The organism is Gardnerella sp. DNF00571G, assembly GCF_049262695.1.
GTDB lineage: Bacteria > Actinomycetota > Actinomycetes > Actinomycetales > Bifidobacteriaceae > Bifidobacterium > Bifidobacterium piotii.
On the sequence record NZ_CP058396.1, the window covers coordinates 613,029 to 634,142 of the forward strand.

Annotated in this window: 11 protein-coding genes; 10 read left to right on the top strand and 1 reads right to left on the bottom strand. The window is 39.0% G+C overall.

Features of this window, described 5'->3' with window-relative positions:
* Positions 1–289: 289 nt before the first annotated feature.
* The 9 genes from uvrA to HXT30_RS02650 all read left to right on the top strand — a co-directional run bounded on the left by uvrA (position 290) and on the right by HXT30_RS02650 (position 18,058).
* Complete coding sequence (gene uvrA, locus HXT30_RS02610; RefSeq protein ID WP_422111823.1) at positions 290–3,268, top strand: excinuclease ABC subunit UvrA; 2,979 nt, start codon at positions 290–292, stop codon at positions 3,266–3,268.
* Between the two features lie 122 nt (positions 3,269–3,390).
* Positions 3,391–5,613: an excinuclease ABC subunit UvrC gene (gene uvrC / locus HXT30_RS02615; protein ID WP_422111824.1), complete on the top strand. Its 2,223-nt coding sequence runs from the start codon at positions 3,391–3,393 to the stop codon at positions 5,611–5,613.
* A gap of 57 nt (positions 5,614–5,670) precedes the next feature.
* Positions 5,671–6,801 carry a GuaB3 family IMP dehydrogenase-related protein gene (locus HXT30_RS02620; protein ID WP_004130903.1) on the top strand — a complete coding sequence of 377 codons (1,131 nt, stop codon included), beginning with the start codon at positions 5,671–5,673 and terminating at the stop codon, positions 6,799–6,801.
* 307 nt (positions 6,802–7,108) lie between these two features.
* On the top strand, positions 7,109–7,672 hold the full coding sequence (gene ahpC / locus HXT30_RS02625; RefSeq protein WP_020973576.1) for an alkyl hydroperoxide reductase subunit C: 564 nt from the start codon (positions 7,109–7,111) through the stop codon (positions 7,670–7,672).
* An 88-nt stretch (positions 7,673–7,760) separates the two neighbouring features.
* Positions 7,761–9,371, top strand: a complete 1,611-nt coding sequence (ahpF, locus tag HXT30_RS02630; protein ID WP_422111777.1) for an alkyl hydroperoxide reductase subunit F — start codon at positions 7,761–7,763, stop codon at positions 9,369–9,371.
* Between the two features lie 79 nt (positions 9,372–9,450).
* A complete protein-coding gene (locus HXT30_RS02635; RefSeq protein WP_415701408.1) occupies positions 9,451–10,353 on the top strand; it encodes a LysR substrate-binding domain-containing protein in 903 nt (300 codons plus the stop codon).
* Positions 10,354–10,598: 245 nt separating this feature from the next.
* Positions 10,599–13,922, top strand: a complete 3,324-nt coding sequence (locus HXT30_RS02640) for a tetratricopeptide repeat protein (protein ID WP_422111825.1) — start codon at positions 10,599–10,601, stop codon at positions 13,920–13,922.
* Between the two features lie 55 nt (positions 13,923–13,977).
* Positions 13,978–16,914, top strand: coding sequence for an NAD-dependent DNA ligase LigA (ligA, locus tag HXT30_RS02645; protein ID WP_422111778.1), 2,937 nt, complete (start codon positions 13,978–13,980; stop codon positions 16,912–16,914).
* Between the two features lie 4 nt (positions 16,915–16,918).
* Positions 16,919–18,058 (top strand): P-loop NTPase, encoded by a 1,140-nt coding sequence (locus HXT30_RS02650; protein WP_415701404.1) that lies wholly within the window; start codon positions 16,919–16,921, stop codon positions 18,056–18,058.
* A gap of 96 nt (positions 18,059–18,154) precedes the next feature.
* Here the strand turns inward: HXT30_RS02650 and HXT30_RS02655 are convergent, their stop codons facing one another.
* Entirely contained in the window at positions 18,155–19,522 is a 1,368-nt protein-coding gene (locus HXT30_RS02655) for a DUF349 domain-containing protein (RefSeq protein ID WP_422111779.1), read from the bottom strand.
* 96 nt (positions 19,523–19,618) lie between these two features.
* Here HXT30_RS02655 and hisS point away from each other — a divergent pair, with 96 nt between their 5' ends.
* Positions 19,619–21,019 carry a histidine--tRNA ligase gene (hisS, locus tag HXT30_RS02660; RefSeq protein ID WP_422111826.1) on the top strand — a complete coding sequence of 467 codons (1,401 nt, stop codon included), beginning with the start codon at positions 19,619–19,621 and terminating at the stop codon, positions 21,017–21,019.
* Positions 21,020–21,114: the final 95 nt, after the last annotated feature.

Sequence of the window (21,114 nt, forward strand, 5' to 3'; positions counted from 1 at the left end):
CCCACCCCTTAAGTTTTATTCTTGTAAAATCGTAATTAAGATATTAATTGAAATATGTTAACCAAACTCCCGATTATACCGTTAGGCTTGCATAGGATTAGCAACACGCAGTAAGCAACATATTTCGAACATGTGTTCTATAATGAATGATATTACAAAACAGGCACGTAATCAAGATTTAGTTTTGCAATTTTGATTCATATACGCTAAAGCATCTTAAGGAGGTAGAATGCAAAAACACTTGGATTCTTTACAAAGTAAGCAGTCACTTTCAATAAAAGATGCAAACATGAATGCTACAAACATGAATGTTAAAGATGGAAATAGTCGTCAAAAAAACAATGTACTTCAATCGTTTATTGATTCTGCGCCAATTATAAAAAATAATGGTAATTTAATATACGACTTAGGTGATGTTCCTTCCGACTTAAAAATAACTGTTCAAGGTGCAAGAGAGCATAATCTAAAGAACGTTAATTTGCAATTGCCTAGAAATAGGATGATTGTTTTTACTGGCCTATCTGGTTCGGGTAAATCTTCTATTGCTTTCGACACTCTTTTTGCAGAAGGTCAAAGGCGTTATGTGGAATCCTTAAGCGCGTATGCAAGGCAATTTCTTGGAAGAATGGATAAGCCAGACGTAGATTTTATTGAGGGATTAAGCCCAGCAGTGTCTATTGACCAAAAAACCACTAATCGCAATCCGCGTTCTACTGTTGGCACAATTACAGAGATTTATGACTATTTAAGGCTTCTTTTTGCTCGCGTAGGTGTTCCACATTGCCCTAAATGTGGTGAAATCGTTAGCGCGCAAACCCCTCAACAAATAGCTAATGCATTGCTTTCTTTGCCGCAAAAAACAAGGTTGCAATTGCTAGCTCCTATTGTTAACGGCAGAAAAGGTGAGTTTAAAGATACTATTACTCTTCTTAGGTCAGACGGCTATTCTAGAGCGCTTGTAGATGGGCAAATGCGAGAGCTTTCCGAAGATATTGTTTTAGAAAAGCAAAAGAAACACACAATCGAAGTTATTGTAGATAGATTAGTTATAAAAGATGGTATACGTACACGTCTTACAGATTCTATAGAAACAGCATTAAAGCTTTCTAAAGGTATTGTTGTTGCGGATTTTGTAGACGAAGATGCTTCTTCTAAAAACAGGCGTCAAAGTTTTTCCGAAAATATGGCGTGCCCGAATAGTCATCAATTTAATTTATTGGAGATAGAGCCAAGAACGTTCTCGTTCAACGCTCCGTATGGAGCATGCCATGATTGCTCTGGAATAGGTTACAATCTAGAGATTGACCCTGCTCTTGTTGTTCCAAATACAGAAAAGTCACTTAACGAAGGTGCTATAGAACCTTGGGCATTGAATAAAGCAGCTGGAGAATACTACAGGCATGTGTTAAAAGGCTTAAGCGTAGAGCTTGGTTTTAGTATGGATACGCCGTGGGAAAATCTTCCAAAAGATGTGCAAGATTCAATACTCTATGGTCATGATTTTGAAGTAAAAGTATCGTATAAAAATCGATGGGGTAGGCAGAGAGAGTATTCAACAGGATTTGAAGGCGTAGTGCGTACTCTTATGCGCAAGCATGACGAAACAGACTCAGACCAAATGCGTCAATACTACGAGTCATACATGCGAGAAGTGCCATGCTTAACATGCAAAGGAAAAAGACTCAATCCAGAAGTCTTGTCTATTAAAGTTGGCTCGTGCTCAATCGCAGACGTATGCGATATGCCTATTGAAAAAAGTCTTGAATGGATTAATTCGTTAAATCTAGAAGGCTCAAAAAAGATAATTGCTAAAGAGATTGTAAAAGAAATCAAAGCAAGACTAGGCTTCTTAAACGACGTTGGCTTAAACTACTTAACTCTTTCTAGAGCAGCAAAAACTCTTTCTGGTGGAGAAGCGCAGAGAATAAGACTTGCAACGCAAATAGGGTCTGGTTTAGTTGGTGTTATGTACGTTCTTGACGAACCCTCTATTGGTCTTCATCAAAGAGACAACGAAAAGCTTATATCTACGTTGCATAATCTTAGAGATCTTGGAAATACGCTTATAGTTGTAGAACACGACGAAGATACAATACGAAAGTCAGACTGGCTTGTAGACATTGGTCCAGAAGCTGGAGAAAACGGCGGAGAAGTTGTATATTGCGGCCCTGCAAAACACATAACAGAGGCAAAGCGATCAGTTACAGGAGACTATATTGCAAAAAGACGCACAATAGATGTTCCTAAAAAGCGTCGCAAAATCAACAAAAGTCGTAAGCTAACTATTGTTGGCGCAAAAGAGCACAATCTTAAAAACATAGATGTAGAAATACCTTTAGGCGTATTTACTTGCATAACAGGAGTATCTGGATCTGGAAAGTCAAGCTTAATAAACTCAATACTTTACCCAGTTTTGGCAGATAAGCTAAACGGCGCTCGCATTGTTCCAGGATTGCATAAGCGCGTTGATGGAGTAGACAATTGCGACAAGGTTGTTCACGTAGATCAAAATCCTATTGGCAGAACACCAAGATCTAATCCTGCAACCTACACTGGAGTTTGGGATAAAATTCGCTCGCTTTTTGCTCAAACTCCAGAAGCAAAAGTTAGAGGGTATGGCCCTGGAAGATTCTCGTTTAACGTAAAAGGCGGAAGGTGCGAGGCTTGCAGCGGAGACGGAACGCTTAAAATTGAGATGAATTTTTTGCCAGACGTATACGTGCAATGCGAAGAATGCCACGGAAAAAGGTATAATCGAGACACTCTAGAAGTAAAGTACAATGGTAAAACTATTTCAGACGTGCTAGATATGCCAATATCGCAAGCTGCTGTGTTCTTTAAAGCATATCCGTCTATTTCTAGATACTTAGAAACTTTAGTTAAAGTTGGATTAGGCTATATTAGGCTTGGTCAAAGCGCGCCAACGCTTTCTGGTGGAGAGTCGCAAAGAGTAAAGCTTGCTACGGAGCTACAAAAGCGTTCTACTGGAAAAACCGTTTATATTCTAGATGAACCTACTACGGGCTTGCATTTTGAAGATGTTCGTAAGCTTTTAAGTGTTCTTCAATCTTTAGTAGATAAAGGCAATAGTGTAATAGTTATTGAGCACAATCTTGATGTTGTAAAATGCGCGGATTGGATTATAGATTTAGGCCCAGAAGGAGGAGATAAAGGTGGCGAAATCGTAGCAACTGGTACTCCAGAAGATGTTGCAAAAGTGCAATATAGCTGGACGGGTAAATTCTTAAAGTCAATGCTCAAAGAGTAACAAAATCAGCAGTATTTAAGTAAAAATTTATGAATAATTTTATGAATAATTTTATGAAAGGAGGTGAGATAATGAATATTCTAAATTCTAAAGAATCAAATATTAGAAACGATGAAGAAAATATGGAGACTAGAGAAGCTAGAAAAAATATAGAAATCAGTAGGGGAGAATGGAAGAAAACTCACCAATCTAAATATGATGAAAGTCATGCTAACTACTTTGAGAATTCGTCAAAAAACGATTTTGGTGCTCCTCTTTTAGGAGATAGTCGTGATTTATTTAGGCCAAAAACTTCCGATATTCCAAATCAGCCTGGAGTATACAAGTGGAGAGATGAGCGTGGAAAAGTAATATACGTTGGAAAAGCAAAAAGTTTAAGAAACAGGCTATCGAATTATTTTCAGCCCTTAAACCAGCTTCATCCTAGAACGCAATCAATGGTATTAACAGCTAGAAGCTTAGAATGGACTGTTGTAAACACAGAACTTGAGGCTCTAACGCTTGAATATACTTGGATTAAAGAGTTTAATCCAAGGTTCAACATTGTTTTTAAAGACGATAAAACATACCCATATATTGCAGTATCTGTAAATGATGATTTTCCAAGAGTTTGGATTACTAGAAATCGAAACTCAAAGTCAACGCAATATTTTGGACCGTATGCAAAAGTTTGGCAATTAAAGCACAGTTTGGATTCTTTGCTAAAAACTTTTCCAGTTAGAACATGCCGACAGTCTGTTTTCAATAAAGCACAAAAAACAGGAAGACCTTGTCTTCTTGCATCTATTGGAAAATGCTCTGCACCTTGCGTTCAAAAAGTAGACAAAAAAACGCATAGGAACAATGTTGAACAATTAGTTGGCATTCTAAGTGGTGCTATTGGAGATTCCTACATTAGCGATTTAACTAGAAAAATGAAGGAGTTAAGCAATAACTTAGATTTTGAAAATGCTGCAAAAATAAGAGACAAAATCAACATTTTTAGAACTGTTATTCAACAAAATTCCGTTGTTTTTAACGATAATGTAGAAGCTGATGTTTTTGGTTTTAGTGCAGATTCGCTTGAAGCATGCGTTCACGCATTCTTTGTTAGAGAAGGGCTACTTCGCGGAGAAAAAAATTGGCAAGTCGAAAGAAGCGAAGACATTAGTGATGAAGATATAATCGCAAATTTGCTTATACGAGTTTATTCTGAATATGAATCAAATAATGATTTGCAATATGCAAACTCGTTAAAAATAGAGCAATCCAGGAATGCGTTACAAATCGATTACTCTAGCAATGCAAATATGGATTCGTCGTACAGAGCTAAAGAAACAAAGGAACGCAAAAAGCGTCAAGAAACAACTGGAAGAGGGGATTTGCTTGACCCAATTTGCCCAGTTCCTAGAGAGATTATTATTCCTATTGAATTAGAAGAATCCCATAAAGAAAATCTTGAAAGATGGCTTAGTGGGTTAAGAGGCGCGAAAGTAACTATTAAAGTTGCAGAACGTGGAGATAAGCGCTCGCTTATGGATAAAGCAAACTTGAATGCTGAGCAGTCTCTTAAACAGATGAAAACAAGTAGGATTTCTACTTTAGAATCTAGAACTAATGCTATGAATCAAGTTGCTGCAGCTCTTTCAATGAGTGAAGCTCCTTTGCGAATTGAATGCTACGATATTTCAAACTCAGCTGATGGAAGATATCAAGTTGCATCAATGGTTGTTTTTGAAGATGGAATTGCTAAACCTAGTGAATATAGAAGATTTTCTATAAAAGGCCTCAATGGTATTGGTCAATTAGACGATTTAAGTGCATTATATGAAACTATTTCTAGACGTTTTAAGCATAAAGATGAAAGTAATAGCGATGAGGATGATGATTGCGTAGAAAATCGTGCACAATCAAGTTCTAAAAAATTTGCGTATAAGCCTAATCTTGTAATCGTCGATGGTGGTATTGAGCAAGCAAAAGCAGCTCAAAAAGCAATGATTGATTGCAATGTTAAAGGCGTAACGGTATGTGGATTGTCTAAAAAATTAGAAGAAGTTTGGCTGCCTAATAGCCAATATCCAATTATTCTAAAAAGAAGCTCCGAAGGATTGTATTTGCTTCAAAGAGCTAGAGACGAATCTCATCGCTTTGCTATTGCTTATCATAGAAAAAAGCGCGCAAAGGCAATGTTGTATTCATCTATTGATTCAATTCCTGGAATTGGCGAATCTTATAAAAAACGTTTGCTTTCTGCATTTGGTAGTGTTAAAAATCTAAAAGAAGCAAGCGTAGAAGAGTTACAAAAAGTTCCTGGAATCGGTTTGTTAAAGGCTAAAACTATTTATGAGTTTTTGCACTCTCAATAAATCTAAACAATTCTATGGCATGTTGATTAGTCATGATAAGCAACTAGCCTTATAAGTATGTCTCAAGAAATTGAAATAGGTTTGGGCAAAAAAGCCCGAGTTGCTTACTCACTAGACGATATTGCTATACTTCCTTCTCGTCGTTCTCGCGACCCAAAGGCTGTATCTACATCATGGCAAGTCGACGCTTATAGTTTTGACGTACCAGTGATTGCTGCGCCAATGGATTCTGTTACAAGCCCAGATACGGCTATTGCAATGGGCCAAATGGGAGCGTTGGGCGTGCTAGATTTGGAAGGATTGTGGACTCGTTACGAGAATCCAGAACCACTTCTTAAAGAAATCTCAGAGCTTAAGGACGAAGTTGCAACTAAGCGCATACAGGAGATTTATTCGGAGCCAATCAAGCCAGAACTTATTGTTAAGCGCTTGCACACAATTCGCGATGCTGGTGTTACGGTTGCTGGTGCTCTTTCTCCGCAACGCACTCAAGAATTTTATTCTACTGTTCTAGAAGCAGGCGTTGATTTATTTGTTATTCGCGGAACTGCTGTTAGTGCGGAGCACGTTTCTAAAGACCATGAGCCTCTTGACTTAAAGAAGTTTATTTACGATTTAGATGTTCCAGTTATTGTTGGAGGTTGCGCAGATTACACTTCCGCATTGCATCTTATGCGAACTGGTGCTGCTGGAATCCTTGTTGGTTTTGGCGGTGGAGCAGTTTCTGCAACAATGAATACGCTCGGAGTTCAGGCGCCTATGGCAACTGCTATTGCAGACGTTGCAGAAGCTCGCAGAGATTATATGGACGAGTCTGGCGGACGATACGTTCAAATTATTGCAGATGGCGGAATGGGGACGTCTGGAAACTTTATTAAGGCGCTTGCTATGGGAGCAGATGCAGTAATGCTCGGAACTCCTTTAGCGCGTGCAACTGAGGCTCCAGGACGCGGAATGCATTGGGGAGCAGAAGCTCGTCATCCTTCTTTGCCGCGCGGTATGCGCACGAATGTTGGAACTGTTGCTCCTCTTGAGAATATCTTGTTTGGACCAAGTCATATGGCAGATGGAAAGACTAACCTTATTGGTGCTTTAAGACGCACTATGGCATCTACTGGGTATGTTGATGTTAAGAGCTTCCAACGCTGTAGTGTTGTTTTCAACCCATTCCATCAAGACATAAGATAAATAATAAAAATCTTATAATCATTTTATAGGGATTAACAAGATTGCGTGCTCAATTAAATTTTGAGTGCGCAATTCTTGTTTGTTATCCCAGCATTTTGCAAAGTCAAGTTAGTTTTCAAAATCATTATTGATATAACACATGTAAGTCTATAGAGATTATCTATACATATAGGATTATTAATATAAATAATCTATTATAAAAATACGGTTAAATCTAGATTCTTAAGCAAGCTATTTAACACGTTTAACTAAAACATTGCAAAAAGCAATAAAAGATTTTAGCAAACAAGTAAAGATTGGAGTTGTTATGAGCCTTATTGGTACGCATATTCTTCCATTTAAGGTAAATGGATATAAGAATGGCAATTTTGTAGAAGTAAGCGACAGTGACGTTCTTGGAAAATGGGCTATTTTCTTCTTCTATCCAGCAGACTTTTCATTCGTGTGCCCAACAGAGCTTGAAGATCTTGCAAACCACTATGAAGAGCTTCAAAAGTTGGGTGTAGAAGTTTATTCTGTTTCAACAGACACACACTTTGTTCACAAAGCTTGGCACGATGATTCTAAAGCTATTGCAAAAGTTCAATACACAATGCTTGGAGACCCAAACGGCGCGCTTTCTAGAAACTTTAATGCGCTAAATGAGGAATCTGGTTTAGCTCATCGCGCAACTTTTTTGGTGGATCCTCAAGGCAATATTCAATTCTACGAGATGACAGCAGATGGAATCGGCAGAAACGCCGACGAGATGCTTCGCAAAGTTAAAGCTGCACAATTTATTGCATCTCACCCAGGAGAAGTGTGCCCAGCAAAGTGGGAGCAGGGAGAAGAAACACTTGCTACATCTATCGACTTAGTTGGGAAAATCTGATTTTAACAGTTGATTTTATTTGCTGATTTTATCGACAAATTTTAACACAATTTACACGTTGCTTTGATTGCTACAGAAAGTGAAAATAATGACTTTATTAGATTCAAATTTAACTACTCAACTTGCTGGATTGCTAGAAAAAATGGTTAATCCGATTAATCTTGTTGCGTACGTTGATAGTAGTGAAAATTCTCAAAAAGTTATTGAGCTTTTGCAAGAAGTAGCAAATCAAAGCAACAAAATCACTGTTATAAAAGATGATAAAAGTAGCACTAAGCGAATCCCAAGTTTTTCAATTACTAATCCGCAAAATAACATTTCTGTAAGTTTTGCAGGTTTGCCACTTGGTCATGAGTTTAGCTCTTTAGTTTTGGCTATTTTACAAGTAAGTGGTTATGCTCCCAAAATAAGCGAAGACCAGCGCAAAGCAATTTTGCGACTTGGAAGTCATGATATTACTACGTACATGTCTGTTTCTTGCATTAATTGCCCAGAAGTTGTTCAGTCGCTTAATACAATTTCGATTATTAATCCAAAAGTAAAGCATATTGCTGTAGAAGGAAGCGTTTTCAAAGACGAAGTCGATGCTCTTGGTGTAATGAGCGTTCCTGCTGTTTTTGAAAACGGAAAGATGATTTCTTCTGGAAGGTCATCTATAGACGAATTAGTTGCTATGCTTTTAAGTCAAGAAGAAAATGGGGATTCTAGCGATTCAAGCGATTCTTCACTAGCGCAAAAAATGAACGCTAAAAACCCATACGACGTTCTTATTATAGGCGGAGGCCCTGCTGCCAGCGCTGCTGCGATTTACACAGCTAGAAAAGGTCTTAAAACAGCAATGATTATGGACCACAGAGGCGGTCAGGTTGTTGAAACAGAAAGCATTGAAAACCACATTTCTCAAACACATACAACAGGCGCAAAGCTGGCTAACGATTTAACAAACCACATTGCTCAATACAGTATTGACGTATTTACTCCTGATTGGGCTACGTCTTTAGACGTTGCAGAAAAGCCTTACGGATTACATACAATTAAAACTAAATCTGGCGGAAGTCTAAAAGCTAAAGCGGTGATTATTGCAACAGGCGCTACGTGGAGAACGCTTGGTGTTCCTGGAGAAGATGAATACAGAAACAGGGGAGTGTCGTTCTGCCCGCATTGCGATGGCCCTTTGTTTAAGAACAAGAATGTTGTAGTTGTTGGCGGAGGAAATTCTGGAGTCGAAGCTGCAATAGACTTAGCAGGAATTGCAAATCACGTTACTGTTATAGAGTTTATGGATTCTCTTAAAGCGGATCAAATATTGCTAAACACTTTGCATTCTCTTTCTAATGCGAATGTAATAACAAGTGCATCTCTTAGCAAAATAGAAGGAGATAGCAAAAAAGTTAGCGCAGTGCATTATATGGATCGCAATGAGAATAATGCGGAAAATCGTGAGAAAATTTTACACACAGACGGAGTGTTTGTTCAAATTGGTTTAATGCCAAATACAAAGTGGATTGAAAATAAACTAAGCTTAAACAATCGAGCAGAAATCGTAACAGATAGAAAAGGATGCACGAGTATTCCTGGAATTTTTGCTGCTGGCGATTGCTCGGATGAGCCTTATAAGCAGATTGTTACAGCATACGGGTCTGGCGCAAATGCAGCTCTTAGCGCTTTCGACTATTTAATTAGAGACCCACATAATTAAAATCATGCCTGGAACAATCATAGAACGCGCGTAGAATACGCATATAGCACGACTATAACACGCATAGAAAGATAAATACTTGAACATTAAATCGCTTGAATACTTAATTGCATTTGCAAAAGAAGAAAGCTTTACAAAAGCTGCCGAGCGCATGCACGTTTCTCAGCCAACTTTATCTACGCAGATTAAAAAGCTAGAAGACACGCTTGGAGTTTGTCTTATTGAGAGGACTCCTGGAAAGCAGATTTTAACTCCTGCAGGAAGAGAAGTTGTGTATTATGCAAAGCGTATTCATTCGGATGTTTCTAACATTTATCAAGCAGCAAGGCGCCTAGAAGATCCTTGGTCTTCTACTATAGTTTTGGGCATTTTCCCAACATTATGCCCATATCTTTTGCCTAGAATAATACCTGTTTTGCGTAAGATTAAGCCGAATTTTACTATTCATTTTGTTGAAGAAAAGTCTGCAACTTTAATCGAATTGCTAAATAATGGTCAAATCGATGCAGCAATATTGAGCGAAAAGTTAAACGAATCGTCAATAAAGGTTAATCACATTTTTGATGAAGATTTTGTTTTAGCAGCGTCAACAAATTCGCAATTGGGAAACCAAAAATCTCCAATCGATTTGTCTCAATTATCTAGTCAAAAAATACTTCTTTTGGAAGATGGACATTGTATGAGACGAAGTATGATTGATGTTTGTCAAAAGGTTGGAGCAAAGCAGTCCGAATTTTGTGCAACATCTTTGGAAACCTTACGATACATGGTTGTTGAAAGTAAAGATGTAACATTGCTGCCACGTCTTGCAACTCTCCCTCCTATTGTTCAGCCAGCTGGTTTAACAATTCGTGAGTTTAATAGTCCAAAGCCGTACAGATCGCTGTACTTAAATTGGCGAGCTGCTTCTCCAGTAGACAAGATTATGGAAGGATTATGCACGATTATTTATGGAACTTGCGCGAATTTGCATAAAAAATAATTTCAATCACATATTTTAATATTTGATTATTTGCATATTTAACATGATTTAGCAGACTTTTAGCAGAATCTTAGTAAGATTTTCGATAAAATTTGATTGCATGTTTGCGATTCAACAATCATTTATATTTAGAATATTCGCTATACTTAGAATGTTTAGTAAGAATCAATAAGATACGTATAAATCAATTGTGTAGAATTTTATTGTCTTACGTTAAAGTTGTGCAATAAGAAAGAATGGGGATTATGCAAAACCAAGTGCAATCTAGCAATAACGCTGATTCAATCTGCCATGATGCAAAAAATTGCAATTATGACGCAGATAGAAGCATGCAGATTGCGCTACGTACAATCGATACGCTTTGGGAAAACAAAAACTCAATTCCTGTTAAGCTATTTTCAAAAAAACATATTTTTAACGATTTTCCTTTTATGCCTAGCTCAACGAAACTGGGCTGGATTAAGATTTATGGCAAAAAACAAGGTATTTCACTTGGATTGTTTAGCAAAGATTGCAAACGTTTTTACCAAGTTGCTGTTGCTGATTTAGAAGGCAGAGTTTACGAAGGGCACACTGTAACAATTGAAGATACAACGGAAAATATACCCGAATTGTCTTTTGTTGAGCAAAACTCTATGACTCTTTCTAGCTCACATAGATTCTACGGTTGCATTGATAAAAAAACTACTCGAGCAAGTCATAAAACAAGTCATAAAGCGAGCCATAGCGCAAGCCATATCAAAAAAAGTTGTTTTAAGAATAAGTCAAATAATGATTTAGTTGTTATTAAGGGAGATGTTGTTGTTCAAACTTCTAAAGATGGCGGAATTCAATGGGTGTCGTCTTGGATTCGCAAAGCAAATACTAAAAAAGAAACTTATACGCTAGAAGAAACGCGTGTAGATTTGCCTAATAATTTGCGTTGCAATCTTAGTTATTTTGACGCAATCGCTATATCTTACTTTGCATCATTCTTTGTACCAGATATGTTGTTAGCTTTTAGCGGATTTGGGTCTGGAAACATATTTAGGCATCTTACAAAAGAAGCACCTTTGAGGGCTATTAGGCGAAGCGTTTGCGATGCAAACACGGCAGAGAGAGCTGGTCTACGCGTATCTGCAATGGAGAAATATTTTACGTACTTAATGGCAGATGCTGGAGCGTTAGAGGACGCTGGAGCATTAGAGGCTGAACATGCCGCTGAAAGATTGCATTTGCAAAAATCTAAATGTTCAGATGCAAACTTTTTAGTTTGGGATGATTCTTTGGAGGCAAAATCCGCGTTAAGAGCTTTGCGTATAGAAGGTGCAATAAACAGATTTCAGTCTATTAGCAATTGCTTAGAAGAAAACTGCTCTAATGGCGGTGATTTAACAGAAAATAACGCAACTTATAATCAAGTTTGTGCAATGGATATGGCTTTTATAAACGATCCTGCTTTTTGCGCAAGTGGCGAGATTGACATGAATTCTTTTGGCAATCCGTTGCAAGACAACAATATTAGGCCATTATTGCATTTACTTAACCGTGCAAGAAAATCTAATGATTTGTATATTTATAAAGCTGACGGATCTTCTAATTGTGAATGGTCGTACAGGCAAAGACTCTCGGAACTAATCAGAAGCCTTTATTTGCCTTTTAGATTCGATGCTGATTTTAGATCTAATTTAGATAGTGGGAATGTTGCATTAGCGTTTATGGCAACAGGCAATTCAATGATGCCTAATCTAACATACGATTGTGCTAAAAAAGATTTTGTTCCAATAAGCGAACAAAACAGATCTAAAATGACAACTAACTACAATCTTCGTCTTGGATTAATGCTGGCTACTCTTGCTTTTGGTGCTAGCGAAGAAGTGCAAAACGTTTCAATACGATTAGATTCAATCGGCTTAGAAGAGATGGTTGCAGCTCAAGACGTTGCTATGAATAAAATTTTAAGCCAAACGATTAATGCTCTTAATCACATGAATAAAAATGCTGCAAGAGCAAAAGGCGATCCAAAAGATGGGGATATTCATGGAGACGTTAGTAGTGGTTTTGCTAATTTAGGGTCTAGCGCGGATAGTAGTGCGGACAGTGCTTCAGATAGTCTTGTTGAAAGCATTGTAGAAAATCTTGAAGATACAAGCGAAAGCAACAGTGATAATAGCACTAACGGTAATCGTAGCGATAATAGCAATAGTAGTAATAGCGCTAACAATAATAGCGCAAAAAACGAAGACCCAATGGCAGCGTTTAGCAAATCTCCTTCGATTATACCGTTGCTAACTGTTACTTTTACTAGAAAGTCGTTCTTAAAGCACATACGCGCAAACGGATTAAATAATCCTCTTGAAACGTATAAAAAGTTTAATGCAACTTTGCAAGTCGATGAAAACGGCTCATTAAACCAAATTGAGCCAACGTTTGACTTACGAGACAGTTGCTTTGCGCCGCATGGTGCTCAAGAAGAACCAGAGTTTTCCGACATAATTTTTGACGCAAAGTCGCAAGAATTGTTAGTAACTCAAGACGCAAAAGGCCTTTCAATTCAGCGCGAAGACGTTTTACAACAAGCGGTTGCTGATTTTAATCACATAGCGTCTAAAGCAATTATGACGAACGCAGAAAAAGCTCGTATGGCAATGGATATTGTTGAAAGCATTAACGATCCAGAGCTAAACGATCAAGCAAACCATGTAATAAGCGCATTAATAGACGAAAAAGAAATACCAGAAATATCGTTTAACGCTTCAAAAGATATTTACAATATGCGAGTGCATGCTCACGAACAATTTATGAGTGGAGATTTAGAAAGCGCAATCGAAGAGTATGAAAACAATATAAAGCATTTTGACGATATGTTTGCTTCTGGGGATGTTGTTCCAAGATACTTCAACTCGTATGCTGAGCGCGTTGTTTATAATCGCATGTTTGCAACGCAAAACGAGCAAATGAGGCTTATACCAGACGGACTTTTCTACGCGCATATGGAGATTGCGGATTTACTCGGCCAGCTTGGAAGGAGTAAAGAGGCGCTAAAACATCTAAATACAATGGTTTCTTATGCTCCAACGTATGTTATATCTCACTTAAAGCTAGCTTCGCAATTATCTCGTCAAGAAGATTGGCCTTCTGTAGAAGCAGTATGCTTAAACGCTTTACAAGTATGTTTCGATAGAGAAGATGCTGCGTTTATTTACTACAGGCTAGCATACGCAGAGTGGATGCAAGATAACTTCCCGCTCGCTGTTGCTGCATATATGGTTGCAGATGACTTGTTTAGCGAAAAAAATGAATCTCTAGAAGTAGAGCTTGCAGAACTCTTAAGTAGAGTTGAATCTCAATGCATTGCCGTTCCTAGAAGCTTGAATCAGGCAAAAGAAATGCTAGAAATCAATAATGTTGTGAATTGGCCAGATGTTAATGCGTATGAGATTATTGACGAAGCTGCAAAAGTCACTGTTAATGAAGGTATGTTTGTTATTGCGCGAACTCTTTCTGTTGCTAGATCTAGAATGCTATTTAGAAACGATTCTTCTGAAAGTATTGTTCAAATGCAATTCTTGCGATCTCTTAACGCTTAATAAATTCTTGTTAAATAAGCTATAAAATAGAATAAACGCTTTGAAGGGAAGGCTCATGGCTGCATCTAATGGTGATTCGACGCAACATTCGAGTGGTGCTCAATTGTCACTTTTTGATGACTTAGATAGTGTTAATAATGTTGAAAATATACAAAATAATAATGAGCCAAGCGATGATGGCAAATTTGCATCAACGATTCAAAGCGCAAAGCAATCACATGATGTAACAAGTGATTTAAGTGAGTCTAACACTTTTAGTTCAATCGCAGATTTTGACAGTTGGATTGCTAAGCTAGAGCCGTCGGATTCAGATGCAATGCAATTAGCTAAGATTGAGCCTTCGCTTTTAACAACAGAACAAGGCGCAAGATTATGGGCAAAATTGGCTGCATGGGCGCAAGCAGATCAAATCGCATACTATGTTGACGATTCTCCAACAAGCTCCGACGCAGCTTACGACGCAAGAATGCGTGTTTTGAGCGCGCTTGAGGCTACTTTCCCGATTTTAGACACGCCTCAATCGCCAACGCATAGAGTTGGCGGAACTTTTTCTAACGATTTTACGTCAGTTCGTCATCCTTCAAGAATGATGAGCTTGGATGATGTTTTTTCGATTGATGAATTAAAATCTTGGTATAACGGCATTATTCGAGACTTGCAATGGCCAGAAAATAAGCCTTTACCAATGACATGCGAAGTAAAAATCGATGGACTTGCGCTAAATCTTATCTACCGAAATGGAACTTTGGAACAAGGGCTAACCCGAGGAGACGGTGTTACTGGAGAAGACATATCGCTAAACGTAAGAACAATCGAAGAAATTCCTACGCAATTGCATGGTGAAAATCCAGACGATATTCCAGATTTTGTGGAAATCCGCGGCGAAGTATTTATGAAGTGGGCGGATTTTAGAAAGCTAAACATTGAGCAAGAAGATTTAGGCAAAGCTCCTTTTGCAAATCCAAGAAACGCAGCTGCAGGCTCTTTAAGACAAAAAGATCCTAGAATTACAGCCACAAGACGCTTGAGTTTTATAGCACACGGATTAGGAAATCTAAAGTGGAAGGACTTAGCGCAAAGCGGTGGCGAATCTAATGCGCATACCCAAACATCATTCAACCAATCGGACGCTTACGAATTGTACAAAAAATGGGGGATTCCTGTTTCTCCATATACGCGCAAAGTTACGTCTTTTGAACAAATAGAAGACATGATTGACTACTATGGTGAGCATAGAAACACTATCATTCATGCATTAGATGGAATTGTAGTAAAAGTAGATGATCGCGCATTGCAAAGAAAGCTCGGAGCAACTTCTAGAGCGCCGCGTTGGGCAATTGCGTACAAGTATCCTCCAGAAGAAGTTAACACGCTTTTAAAAGATATTGTTGTTCAAGTTGGAAGAACGGGAAGAGTAACTCCAGTAGCTGTTTTAGAGCCAGTAACAGTTGCAGGTTCCACTATATCTCGTACAACTTTGCACAATCCATACGAAGTTGAGCATAAAGGCGTGCTTATTGGAGATACTGTTGTTGTGCGCAAAGCTGGAGATGTTATTCCAGAATTAGTAGGTCCTGTGCTCAAATATAGAGATGGCAGAGAAAATGAATTGAAAAAATTCGTTATGCCTGAATTTTGCCCATCTTGCGGAACAAAGCTCGCTCCAGCAAAAGAAGGAGATAAAGATATTCGATGCCCGAATGTGGAGAATTGCCCAGCTCAATTAACTGAGCGCATAATTAATTTGGCTTCAAGACAAGCTTTCGACATTGAAAATCTTGGCGAAGCATCCGCTCTTGCGCTAACTAACCCAGAAGATTCTAGGCCAATAACGTCAAAAGTTTATATTGAAGATAAAAGCATAAGCAAAATAGTTGTTGAGCGTGGATCTTCTAATCCGCCGATTCTACCAGAGTCGAATTGCTGTCTTCCTGCTCCTCAAACTCCTGTTCTTACTAGCGAAGCCGATATTTTTAACCTTAGTGCTAACGATTTAAGAAATGTTAAAGTTTGGAAGGAAATTCCGCTTGTTGAAGAATGGGAAGAAGTAGGAAAAGACGGAAAACTCAAAAAACGATCTAAAAAGATTGGCGGAAGTGGATTATGGAGGCAAGTCTCAGCTTTTTGGACTAGGCCTCTAGAAGCTACTAGAAGAAAGTCGAATGATGATTCTAAAGATTCTAACGACTCTAGTAATTCTAGCGACTTTAGTAATTCTAGCGACTTTAGTAGTGATGAGTCTAACGAATCTTTTAACCCAAACTACCCAATGTTTGAAGTTCCTGTAGATGCTTACGTAACAAAGCTAGTTGAAAAGAAAATTCGCATAAATAATATTCTTAAAACAGTTGAAGCGCCAGAATACACTCGTCCTAGCGAAACAACAAGAGCAATGCTAGAAGAAATAGCTCAAAAAGGTAAGTCTGCGCCTCTTTGGCGTGTGTTAGTGGCACTTTCTATTCGCAGGCTTGGTCCGCCAACAGCTCGCCTTATAGCTGCAAGATTTGGCTCAATCGAAAATATTGCAAATGCGACTATTGAGGATTTAACTCAAATTGATGGCGTTGGCCCAGAAATTGCTCTAGCTGTTTACAATTGGTTTGAAAAATCAAAAGATTCTAACGATTGGCGGAGCGAAGTTTTAAGAAAATGGAAAGAAGCTGGAGTTGTTGGAAACGATTCTGCACAATCCAATAATCTTGATCAAACGCTTAGTGGTAAAACTGTTGTTGTTACAGGGTCTTTAGAAGATTTCACACGAGATTCTGCTAAGGAGGCTATTGTATCTAGAGGCGGAAAAGCTGCATCTTCTGTTAGTAAAAAAACGTATTGTGTGATTGTTGGAGCAAATGCTGGATCTAAAGAAGCTAAAGCAGAAGAACTTGGCATACCAATGTTGAACGAGAATCAATTTAAGATTTTACTTAAAACAGGTAGTGTTGAATCTGCACTAAAAAACGATATTACACTTGATTCGCAAAGTGAATTGTAAAAACATGAGTAATAATCTTGTTGAATTAGAAACGCGTATCTACGACTTATTAGGTAGTGTGATTGATCCAGAATTAGGTCGTTCTGTTACCGAATTAAACATGGTTACGGGCGTTCGCGTAAGCGAGAAATCATGCGAAAATTCATGCGAATCAAATAATCATAAGCCAACTTATAGCGTTTCTATAGATATTGAGCTTACTGTTCCAGATTGCCCATTAGCTCAAGTTATTACGCAAAGAGTTCAATCAGTTGTAGCAAAGTACCCAAATGCAACGCTTATTCCAACAGTAAACGTAAGCGCTATGAGCAAAGATAAGCTTGCAAAGCTTGTTTCGGATTTAAAAGAGGAGCGTAAAGAAAATCCATTCAACAAAAATGGCGTTAGAACAAGGATTTTTGCTATTGCATCTGGAAAAGGCGGAGTTGGAAAGTCTTCTATAACGGCTAATTTAGCTGCCACTTTTGCATCTCTTGGCTACAAAACAGCAGCAATAGATGCAGATGTTTATGGTTTTTCATTGCCACGCATGTTTGGAGTTACAACTCAACCCACTAATCTGAACGGCATGCTTATGCCAGTTGAAGCTTGGGGAGTTAAGCTGATTTCTATTGGAATGTTTGCTGGAACAGATCGCGCGATTTTGTGGAGAGGACCTCGTTTGCAACGTTCTCTTGAGCAATTTCTATGCGATGTTTGGTGGGCAGATCCAGACGTGCTTCTTTTAGATTTGGCTCCTGGAACAGGAGATATGGCTTTAGCTGTTGCGCAATCATTGCCGAATGTGGAGCTTGTTGTTGTTACAACACCTCAACCCAGTGCTTCGGATGTTGCTGTTAGAGCGGGGCTTATGGCTTTGCAAATTCCAGTTAATGTGCGCGGTGTTGTAGAAAATATGAGTTGGTTTGATAACAATGGAGCACGACTAGAAATCTTTGGTTCGGGAGGCGGAATGCGCGTGAGTGATCAGCTTTGCCAAGCTCTTGGTAAGAGTGTTCCTCTTCTTGCTCAAATTCCGTTAGACACAAGTATTAGAGAAATTGGAGAATCGGGCAGACCTGCTGTTCTTACAAAAGATGGCAAACTAGCAAACACTCAATTAGCGAATACATTTGTTAGTCTTGCAAAATCATTAATCGATTAATCGATTAATCGATAAAAAATGAGGCCACTTGACTTTTCGTCAAGCAGCCTTATTTTTGCAATATGCTTTGATTAATGCTTTGCTTTATAAGCCAAACTACTTAATAGCGTTAAGCCACTGTTCTTTAGTTGCTTTTTCTGCTTGTAGCTTAGCTTTACGCTTTGCATCTTTTTCGCTTGCAATCTTAGACTCAAGCTCTTCGAGTTGAGCCTTTAATTGAGCAGCAAAACTAGACTTGCGAGCATCTGCTTCTGGGTCTGCATCTTTCCAAGCAGCGTCTTCAACAGCCTTAATCTTCTTGTCTACATCGTTCAAGCGAGATTCAATTCTGCGCATATCTTCGCGTGGAACAAAGCCAATCTTGTCCCATTCTTCTTGAATCTCAGACAATGCTTTGCGAGCAGCTTTAGCAGCCTCTTCGTCTTTAACAGGAACAAGAGCTTCTGCTTTAACTAGTAATGCTTCCTTCTTGCTAAGATTTTCTTTTTCGCCAGCACTCATCTTTTCTCTATCTTCTTGACGAGCATGGTAGAAAGCATCTGCAGCTTCGCGGAACTTAGTCCACAATTCGTCGTCGTGTTGACGTCCAGCATTTCCAGCCTTCTTCCAGCGATCCATCAAAGCATTAAACTTCATTGAAGTTTCACGCCATTGAGTGGAGTCCTTTAGGCTTTCTGCTTCTTTTATGATTGCTTCCTTAATCTCCTTAGCACTATTGCGCTCATTGTCTCGCTCTTTAACCCAAGCAGAGCGAGCTTGAGAGAACGCAGAACGGGCTTTAGAGAAACGCTGCCAAAGAGCATCAGCATCCGCCTTGTTTAAGTGAATTGTAGTGCGCTGATGCTGCTGCCACTTATCGAACAGCGAACGAAGCTTATCGGAAAGCGAGCGCCAGTTTGTAGACTCGCCCATTTGTGCAACAAGAGCTTCTGCCTGTTCAACAATTGCTGTGCGATCTTTAAGAGCTTTTTCTAATTCTGCTTTGCGCGCTTTAGCAAGTTCTTCTTTTTTAGATGCAGCTTTAGTTTTTAGCTCGGCGTGTCGCGCGCTTAAAGCGGCAAGATCTCCAACAACAGATGGCTCCTTAAGCTCCGCATCTAAAGTAGCTAAGGTTTCGTCAATTTCCTTTGGCCTTACGTTAGAAGATTCAAGTCTTTTTTCAAAAAGATCAAGCTTGATTTTTAAGTCAAGATAACGGTGTACGTAGAAAGTCAAAGCGTCTTCTGGAGTGCCAGTAGAGTATTGACCTACTTCGCGTTCTCCACCAGCTTCTCGAACATACACATTTCCATTTTCATCAACACGCCCAAAGGTTTTTGCGCCTTTAACGTCTTCTTCGCTATACGAGATAGCTGGAACAGCAGCAACAACGCGAGCTTTATTTGCAAAACTTGCAGGCGAAGGAGCATGCGGCTTTGGGGTAGTTTGTTTAGTAGTTTCTTCAGCTTTAGTCTGTTCGGTCACGGGACGACTCCTTAGAGCATATGCACGGTAATAGTGTTACGAATAAGTATGACGGTATGCCATGATTTTTCCGCAACATAACCTATTATAGTGGACATGGTACAAGGCTCATCAATATCTGGTTTTCCAGAGTGGCTTCCAAGTGAGCGCGCTGTTGAGCAGCGTGTTATGGACACATTACGGGAAGTCTTTGAATTAAATGGTTTTATAGGCATTGAAACTCGCGCTGTTGAGCAGGGTTCGAGCTTGTTGAAAAAAGGCGAAACTAGTAAAGAAATATATCTTTTATCTAGATTGCAAGAAGTGGGTCACGAAAGCGACACTCCCGTTGAAAATCGCATTGGATTACACTTTGATTTAACAGTTCCTCTTAGCAGGTATGTTGTTGAACACACTGGCGATTTAGCATTCCCATTTAAGCGTTGGCAAATGCAAAAAGTTTGGCGTGGAGAGCGCCCACAAGAAGGACGTTTCCGCGAGTTTGTTCAAGCAGATATTGACGTTGTAGGAAATGGCGATTTGCCGTCTCACTACGAAGTGGAGCTTCCTCTTGTTATGGTCGAAGCTTTGGAGCGTTTGCGCAAGTTTGGATTGCCAAAAGCAACTGTTCACGCGAATAATCGCAAGCTTTCCGAAGGTTTTTATAGAGGAATTGGCTTAAGTGATATTGAAGGTGTTCTTCGAGAAATCGATAAGCTAGATAAGATTGGCGCAAAAGAAGTTGCAAATCTTCTTGTAAAAGAATGCGCGGCTACGGATTCTCAAGCTGCAGCATGCTTAGAGCTGGCAGAGCTTAGCGCAAATAGTGGTGAAGAGTTAAAGACTAAATTCAACGCTTTATGCGATAAGCACAATATTTCTAAGGATTCTAGCAATGACTCTTACGCACTAGCAATTGAAGGCGTAGAAACGCTTGCGATGATTGTAGACGATGCAGCAAAAATCCGTCCAGGTTCTGTTGTTGCAGATTTGAAGATTGCGCGTGGCTTGGATTATTACACTGGCTCAGTTTACGAGACGTTCCTAGAAGGCGCTGAATCACTGGGTTCAATCTGCTCTGGCGGAAGATACGACAATCTTGTTTCTCAAGGAAACAAAAAGTATCCAGGCGTAGGTCTTTCTATAGGACTTTCGCGCTTGCTTTCTTATATGCTTCATACAGCTGGAGCTACAGTTTCACGCGTTTCTCCTGCTGCAGTAATGGTTGCAGTTTGGAATGAGGAAGATAGGCCAGCTTGTAACGAGATTGCTCAAAAGCTTCGTTCTAGAGGAATTGCAACAGAAGTTTCTCCAAGTGCAGCAAAGCTTGGTAAACAAATCAAATATGCAGATAAGTTGGGCATTCCATACGTTTGGTTCCCAGCCGATAGTGCAAATTCAGAATCTAATCATGATGAAGTAAAAAACATTATTACAGGAGAGCAAGTTTGCGCAGATGTTACATCTTGGCAGCCAGATGATGTATATGCACATCAAACTGTTTCTTGCGCTCAATAATTGTAATTTGCTTTTAAGATTTAAGATTTGCAATTTGCAATTTGCTTTTTAAGATTTTAATATTTGAAAGCGCGATTCATGCGGTAAACTATTAA

Excerpts from the sequence above, each read along its gene's own strand:
- uvrA (WP_422111823.1), top strand. The coding sequence starts at position 290 with ATGAATGCTACAAACATGAATGTTAAAGATGGAAATAGTCGTCAAAAA.
- uvrC (WP_422111824.1), top strand. The coding sequence starts at position 3,391 with ATGGAGACTAGAGAAGCTAGAAAAAATATAGAAATCAGTAGGGGAGAA.
- HXT30_RS02620 (WP_004130903.1), top strand. The coding sequence starts at position 5,671 with ATGTCTCAAGAAATTGAAATAGGTTTGGGCAAAAAAGCCCGAGTTGCT.
- ahpC (WP_020973576.1), top strand. The coding sequence starts at position 7,109 with ATGAGCCTTATTGGTACGCATATTCTTCCATTTAAGGTAAATGGATAT.
- ahpF (WP_422111777.1), top strand. The coding sequence starts at position 7,761 with ATGACTTTATTAGATTCAAATTTAACTACTCAACTTGCTGGATTGCTA.
- HXT30_RS02640 (WP_422111825.1), top strand. The coding sequence starts at position 10,599 with ATGCAAAACCAAGTGCAATCTAGCAATAACGCTGATTCAATCTGCCAT.
- ligA (WP_422111778.1), top strand. The coding sequence starts at position 13,978 with ATGGCTGCATCTAATGGTGATTCGACGCAACATTCGAGTGGTGCTCAA.
- HXT30_RS02650 (WP_415701404.1), top strand. The coding sequence starts at position 16,919 with ATGAGTAATAATCTTGTTGAATTAGAAACGCGTATCTACGACTTATTA.
- hisS (WP_422111826.1), top strand. The coding sequence starts at position 19,619 with ATGGTACAAGGCTCATCAATATCTGGTTTTCCAGAGTGGCTTCCAAGT.